The organism is Albidovulum sediminicola, from assembly GCF_025751575.1.
Taxonomy (GTDB): domain Bacteria; phylum Pseudomonadota; class Alphaproteobacteria; order Rhodobacterales; family Rhodobacteraceae; genus Albidovulum; species Albidovulum sediminicola.
This window is the reverse complement of the sequence record NZ_JAOWLA010000037.1, coordinates 1-6834: the sequence shown is the minus strand read 5'-3', so window position 1 is coordinate 6834 and position 6834 is coordinate 1. Positions and strand designations below refer to the sequence as shown.

Genomic DNA, 6834 nt, shown 5'->3' with positions numbered 1-6834 from the left:
AGCTCGATCTCGTCGCGCTGACGCCCAAGCTCGGACCGGATCGACCCGAAAAGCTCAGGGTCCCGGCTCGAAAGACTCTCAGTGAAAAATCCAGCGTCGCGGTGCGGGGCAGTCATCGGCGTCTCCTCATGTCCGTGTTGATCGCTCTTTACCCGAGGGCCGCGGTTCGGAAAAGTTTGAATCCGACCTGTTTCAGCATGCGGGCGAAACGAAGTTTCCGATACGAAACTTTTCTGGCGCGCGGCGGTGTTGCGATATCGGGGCCGGCGCGGGCGCCGAAAAGCCGCGGCTGACCGGATGGGGCTTGTCATCCAGGGGTTGGCATGGATCAATGCGCCCGAGGGTCACCGTTTGCCAGAGGTCACATTGTCCATTCCGATCGCCTTCCTGGCAAGCGATGCCGACGTTGCGCAGGCGGCCCTTTCCCGCCTGGTGGTGCGTTACGGCGATGTGCCGGTCGATCAGGCGAAGGTGATCGTGGCGCTTGGGGGTGACGGGTTCATGCTCCACACGCTGCACGCGATGCAGGGCATGGTCGCCCCGGTCTATGGGATGAACTGCGGCACCATCGGCTTCCTCATGAACGAATACAGCGAGGACGGGCTGGAGGAGCGCCTGTCCCAGGCGGTTGAGGAAGTGATCAATCCGCTAACGATGCAGGCGGTGGCGGAGGACGGCCGGGTCTTCGAGGCGCTGGCGATCAACGAGGTGTCGCTGCTTCGCGCCGGTCCGCAGGCCGCCAAGCTCCGCATCACGGTCGATGGCAAGGTGCGGCTGGAGGAACTGGTCTGCGACGGGGCGCTCGTTTGCACCCCGGCCGGATCGACCGCCTACAACTACTCTGCCCACGGGCCGATTCTGCCCATCGGGGCGGAGGTTCTGGCGCTGACGGCAATGGCCGCCTTCCGGCCCCGGCGCTGGCGCGGGGCGCTGCTGCCGACGGCGGCGAAGGTTCGCTTCGACGTTCTCGATGCCGCGAAGCGGCCGGTGATGGCCGATGCCGACAGCCGCGTCTCGGTGCGCCACGTCCGCTCGGTCGAGATCCGCTCGGAGCCCGGGGTGCGCCACAGGCTGCTGTTCGACCCCGGCCACGGGCTTGAGGAACGCCTGACACGCGAACAATTCGTTTGAGCCGGAGAGCCGCCCGGCCCGGATCCCGGGCGGGCGGCGTCGCGGTTATCCGCGGGGATAGCCCATCGCCTTCAGCGCCTCGGTGATCTCGTCCAGGATGGCGGGATCATCGATCGTCGCGGGCATCTTGTAGGGCTCGCCATCGGCGATCTTGACCATCGTCCCGCGCAGGATCTTGCCGGACCGGGTCTTGGGCAGCCGGTCCACGACCGTCGCCAGCTTGAAGGCCGCGACGGGGCCGATCTGGTCGCGGACGCGCGCGACGCATTCCTTCACCACCTCGCCGTGCGGGCGGTTGGAACCCTTGTTGAGGCAGAGGAAGCCCATGGGCAACTGGCCCTTGAGCTCGTCCGCGACACCGATGACGGCGCATTCGGCGACGTCGTCGTGGCCCGCCAGAACCTCTTCCATCGCGCCGGTCGACAGGCGGTGGCCCGCGACGTTGATCACGTCGTCGGTGCGCGCCATGATGTAAAGATAGCCATCCTCATCGATATAGCCCGCGTCGCCGGTCTCGTAATAACCCGGGAAGTGGTTGAGGTAGGACTTGCGGAAGCGCTCCTCGGCGTTCCAGAGCGTGGGCAGCGTGCCGGGGGGCAAGGGCAGTTTCACCGCGATCGCGCCGAGCGTCCCGGCGGGCACGGGGTGGCCGCCCTCGTCCAGGACCTGCACGTCATAGCCCGGCATCGGAACGGAGGGGGAGCCGATCTTGACTGGCAGTTCCTCGATCCCGAGCGGGTTCGCGGCGATGGCCCAGCCGGTTTCGGTCTGCCACCAGTGGTCCACGACCGGCACGCCCAGATGGCGCTGCGCCCATTGGATGGTGTCGGGGTCCGCGCGCTCTCCGGCCAGGTAAAGCGCCCTGAGGCCCTTGAGGTTGTAGTCGCCGATCAACTCGCCCTTCGGGTCTTCGCGCTTGATCGCCCGCAATGCGGTGGGGGCGGTGAAGAACGACTTGACCCTGTGGTTCTGGATCACCCGCCAGAAGGTGCCGGCGTCGGGGGTGCCGACGGGCTTGCCCTCGAACACGATGGTGGTGCAGCCCGCGATCAGCGGCGCGTAGCAGATGTAGCTGTGGCCCACGACCCAGCCCACGTCCGAGGCCGCCCAGAAGACATCGCCCGCCTCGACGTTGTAGATCGCCTTCATCGACCAGTTCAGCGCGACGAGATGCCCGGCGGTTGGCCGCACCACGCCTTTGGGGGCGCCCGTTGTGCCGGAAGTGTAAAGGATATAGGCCGGGTGGTCGCCTTCGACCGGGACGCATTCGGCGGGCTCCACCCCGTATTGGAACGTATGCCAGGCGAAATCGCGTCCCTCGATCAGCTTGGCGACTTCCTGTTCGCGCTGGAAGATGACGGTGAAGGCGGGCTTGTGCGTGGCCTGGTCGATGGCGGCATCAAGAAGCGGCTTGTAATGCACGACCCGGCCGGGTTCGAGCCCGCAGGAGGCCGCGATGATCGCCTTGGGCTTGGCGTCGTCGATCCGTACGGCCAGTTCGTTCGCGGCGAAGCCGCCGAATACGACCGAATGGATCGCACCGAGGCGCGCGCAGGCCAGCATCGCCTCCAGCGCCTCGGGCACCATGGGCATGTAGATGATCACGCGGTCACCCTTCTCCACGCCCTTGGCGCGCAAGGCCCCGGCCAGCGAAGCGACGCGGTCGCGCAACTCGCGGTAGGTGATGCCCTTCGTCGAATGGGTGATCGGGCTGTCGTGGATGACGGCAAGCTGGTCGCCCCGGCCGGCCTCCACATGGCGGTCGACGGCGTTCCAGCAGGTGTTGACCTTCGCGTCCGTGAACCATTCGTAAAGCGGGGCCCGTTCGGCCGACAGCGCCCGGCTCGGTTTTTCCACCCAGTCGATGGCCTCTGCCGCCTCCATCCAGAAGGCCTCCGGGTCGGATTTCCAGCGCGCGTAGGTTTCCTGATAGCTCACGGGGTTCGCCTCCTCCTGGGTAGCCCGGGACGTTCGGGCCTCGAAATGCTTACTTCCGGCCAGCCCCTCTCACAAGAATGTTGCGCAAATTTTGCGCCTTCTGAAACGGGTTGCGACACGCCGCCACGTTTGGCGCTAACGGTGGGCCAGGGGCGCGGGCGTTGTCCAGATCTTGCCCCTTGGTGCGCCACGGGGCAATGTCGGCGCCGCAACGATCCGGGGGGCAAGATGATTCCGGTCAGGGGATATTCAGGCGCGCGCGTCGCGGTGCTGGGCTTGGGCCGGTCGGGGCTTGCGACCGCACGGGCGCTGGCCGCTGGGGGGGCAGAGGCGCTTTTGTGGGATGACAGCCCCGAGGCCCGCGCCCGCGCCGAGGCCGAGGGTTTCGCGCTTTTCGACCTGACGCGGGGCAATGCCTGGGAGAATGTCGCCGCGCTGATCGTCTCGCCCGGCATCCCGCATCTTTATCCCGAACCCAACCGCCTGATCGCGCGCGCCATGGCGGCCGGCGTGCCGATCGACAATGACATCGGGCTTTTCTTCCGCTCCTTCGCGACTCCCGACTGGGACGAGATGGACGTGACCCCGCGCGTGGTCGCGGTGACGGGATCGAACGGCAAGTCCACCACGACCGCGCTCATCCACCACATCCTTCAGGTCGCGGGGCGGCCGACGCAGATGGCGGGCAACATCGGCCGCGGCGTCTTCGACATCGACCCGCCCGCGGATGGGGAGGTCGTGGTGCTTGAGCTGTCCTCCTACCAGATCGAGCTGGCCCGCGCGCTTACCCCCGACATCGCGGTCTTCACCAACCTGTCGCCCGACCACCTGGACCGGCACGGCGGCATAGGCGGCTACTTCGCGGCCAAGCGACGCCTGTTCACCGAAGGGGCGCCCGACCGCGCCGTGATCGGCATGGACGAGGCCGAGGGGCGGTTTCTGGCCAACCAGATCGCGCAAGGGGCGGCAGACGACCGCGTGATCCGCATGTCGTCCGGCCAGAAGCTGGACGGGCCGGGGTGGCTGGTCTTCGCGCGCAAGGGGTTCCTGTCGGAATGGCGCAAGGGGCGGCAAGTCGCCTCCATCGACCTGCGCGACATCCCGGGTTTGCCGGGCGCCCACAACCACCAAAACGCCTGCGCGGCCTATGCGGCGGCGCGCTGCCTGGGGCTGGCGCCCCGCCTGATCGAGGACGCCCTTCGCAGCTTCGAAGGACTGCCGCACCGGTCCCAGCTTGTGGGCGAACGCGGCGGCGTGCGCTTCGTCAATGACAGCAAGGCGACGAACGCCGACAGCGCCGCGAAGGCGCTTCAGGCCTTCGAGCGCATCCGCTGGATTGCCGGGGGCTTGGGCAAGGACGGCGGGATCGCCGCGCTCGCCCCGCATTTCGGCGCGGTGGCAAAGGCCTATCTGATCGGCCATTCGGCGCGTGAATTCGCCTTGCAGCTTGGCGATGTCCCGCATGAGATCTGCGAGACGATGGAGCGAGCCGTCGCCCGCGCAGCCGAGGAGGCCCAGCCCGGTGAGACCGTGCTGCTGGCGCCCGCCGCGGCGAGCTTCGACCAATACAAGGATTTCGAGAAACGCGGCGAAGATTTCGCGGACCGCGTCAGGGCGCTGATCGGAGGGTAACGGGGCAGAACCGCCCTCCAAATCGGCGCCCGGGGCCTCAGATCGCCCTTTCACTTGACGCGGCAGCGCGCATGACGAAACGTCGCGAGGGGGCCGGCGCGGTTGACTTCCCGCCTTTCGCCGCTATGCACCTGTCTCGTGCAACGCCCCGCGGAGAGAAACATGACGATGATCGGCACGGTGATCAAACCGATGCACCCCGAGGGGCGCAAGTTCGTGGCGGCGTTTGCCGCGGCGACGGTCGTGCTTTGGCTGCTCTGGGAGCCGCTCGGCTGGATCGGGCTTGGCCTGACGATCTGGTGCTACTACTTCTTCCGGGACCCGGTCCGCGTGGTGCCCCTGCGCGAGGGGCTGGTGGTCAGCCCCGCCGATGGGGTCGTGTCGCTGATTGAGCCGGCCGTGCCCCCGGCGGAACTCGGGATGCCCGCGACGCCGCTCACGCGGGTCTCGGTCTTCATGAACGTCTTCAACTGCCATGTGAACCGCGCGCCGGTTCCCGGCACCGTGGGCGCAGTGGCCTACCGGCCGGGCAAATTCCTCAACGCCTCGCTCGACAAGGCAAGCGAGGATAACGAGCGGATGAGCCTGACGATCGACATGGCGGACGGGCGGTCGCTGGCCGTGGTCCAGATCGCGGGACTGGTGGCGCGGCGGATCGTCTGCTTCGTGGACAAGGGGCGCCGGCTGGATGTGGGCGAACGCTTCGGCCTCATCCGCTTCGGCTCCCGCGTCGATGTCTACCTGCCTGAGGGGGTGGAGCCGCTGGTGGCGCTGGGCCAGACCATGATTGCCGGGGAAACCGTGCTTGCCGACCTGACCGGCGAGCGGTCCGCCGGCGGACAGCGGAGGGACTGATCCGATGGCACGGGCGCCCCGGTCGCAAAAGTCGGAACTGCACCTTTTCCAGCTGGCCCCGAACCTTCTGACCCTGGCCGCGATCTGCGCGGGCCTGACCGCGATCCGCTTCGCCTTCCAGGGGCAAATCGAATTTGCCGTCGCGCTGATCGTGCTTGCGGGCGTGCTGGACGGCCTCGATGGCCGGCTCGCGCGCGCCCTCAAGAGCGAAAGCGAACTGGGCGCGGAGCTCGACTCGCTCGCCGACTTCCTGAACTTCGGCGTGGCGCCCGCGCTGACGCTTTACGCCTGGACTCTGGGCGAACCTCGGGGCGCGGGCTGGATCGCGGTCCTGATCTACGCCATCTGCTGCGTGATGCGCCTGGCGCGCTTCAACGTCGGGATCAAGTCGGCCGAGGGGGGCGACAAGCGCTTCTTCACGGGTGTGCCGGCGCCTGCGGGGGCGTTGCTGGTTCTGTTCCCGGTCTTCGCGGCCAAGGCGGTCGAAGATTGGCCGGTGATCCCGCGCGAGGCGATCAGCTTCTACATGATCGTTGTCGGCGGCCTGATGATCAGCCGCCTGCCGACCATGTCCCTCAAGGCCGTCAAGATCAACACGGAGCACGCGCGCTATGTCCTGGTCGCCGTGGTCGCGGCGCTTGCGGCACTGGTCACCTACCCCTGGGTGACGCTTTTCGTCGCCGATGTGGCCTATATGCTGGGCCTGATCGTCGCCTTCTTCCAGTGGCGGCGGAACCGCCGGGCGCCCAAGCCCTGATCCTGCCGCGGTGATTTCCCTAGGATCCAGACCCATTAATCGGCTTGAGGCCGCTCGGGCTGCATGATTCAAGCTCCGGAACTGACGGGGGCGATGATGAGCAACCTTTTCTGGCTGACGGACGCGCAGATGGTGCCTTTGAAGCCGTTCGCCGGGCAAACGATCCACCGGATCGTTTGCTGACCCGCCTCACTCCCGAAGAGCATGGCAAGCCACGCGTCGATGACCGGCGGGTGTTGAGCCGGATAATCTTCATCAACTGCAATGGGTTGCGATGGCGCGATGCGCCGCAGGAGTATGGCCCTCCGAAGACGCTCTACAACCGTTGGAAGCGCTGGGGTGACATGGGGGGCTTCGCTCGGATGATGGAGGGACTGGCCTCCGAGGGGACCGCGCAAAAGACGGTCATGATCGACGTCGAGCCAGTGGTTCGCCATTGGTCCGAGAACCACTGGCGAGGGTATCTGAAGGCGCATCGCACGGCGACCAGCCTGCGGGCGAAAAAGGAGCGGCCAACGACC

General features: G+C 67.1%; 5 protein-coding genes and 1 pseudogene. 5 read left to right on the top strand and 1 reads right to left on the bottom strand.

Features of this window, described 5'->3' with window-relative positions:
• The first annotated feature begins 366 nt into the window (after nt 1-366).
• Nucleotides 367-1131 (top strand): NAD kinase, encoded by a 765-nt coding sequence (locus OE647_RS19715; RefSeq protein WP_263723486.1) that lies wholly within the window; start codon nt 367-369, stop codon nt 1129-1131.
• A gap of 45 nt (nt 1132-1176) precedes the next feature.
• Here OE647_RS19715 and prpE read toward each other — a convergent pair whose 3' ends face one another.
• Nucleotides 1177-3069 (bottom strand): propionate-CoA ligase PrpE, encoded by a 1893-nt coding sequence (gene prpE, locus OE647_RS19710; RefSeq protein WP_263723485.1) that lies wholly within the window; start codon nt 3067-3069, stop codon nt 1177-1179.
• A gap of 228 nt (nt 3070-3297) precedes the next feature.
• Between prpE and murD the strand changes: the two genes are divergently transcribed.
• From murD to OE647_RS19690, 4 genes and pseudogenes are all read left to right on the top strand, one after another.
• Nucleotides 3298-4701, top strand: a complete 1404-nt coding sequence (gene murD / locus OE647_RS19705; RefSeq protein ID WP_263723484.1) for a UDP-N-acetylmuramoyl-L-alanine--D-glutamate ligase — start codon at nt 3298-3300, stop codon at nt 4699-4701.
• Nucleotides 4702-4863: 162 nt separating this feature from the next.
• Nucleotides 4864-5556, top strand: coding sequence for a phosphatidylserine decarboxylase (locus OE647_RS19700; RefSeq protein WP_263723483.1), 693 nt, complete (start codon nt 4864-4866; stop codon nt 5554-5556).
• Between the two features lie 4 nt (nt 5557-5560).
• Complete coding sequence (gene pssA / locus OE647_RS19695) at nt 5561-6313, top strand: CDP-diacylglycerol--serine O-phosphatidyltransferase (RefSeq protein WP_263723482.1); 753 nt, start codon at nt 5561-5563, stop codon at nt 6311-6313.
• A gap of 96 nt (nt 6314-6409) precedes the next feature.
• Nucleotides 6410-6834, top strand: a pseudogene (locus OE647_RS19690) (transposase); the annotation flags it as partial.

Coding starts and splice junctions, on each gene's coding strand:
- OE647_RS19700 (WP_263723483.1), top strand. CDS start 4,864: ATGACGATGATCGGCACGGTGATCAAACCGATGCACCCCGAGGGGCGC.
- pssA (WP_263723482.1), top strand. CDS start 5,561: ATGGCACGGGCGCCCCGGTCGCAAAAGTCGGAACTGCACCTTTTCCAG.
- murD (WP_263723484.1), top strand. CDS start 3,298: ATGATTCCGGTCAGGGGATATTCAGGCGCGCGCGTCGCGGTGCTGGGC.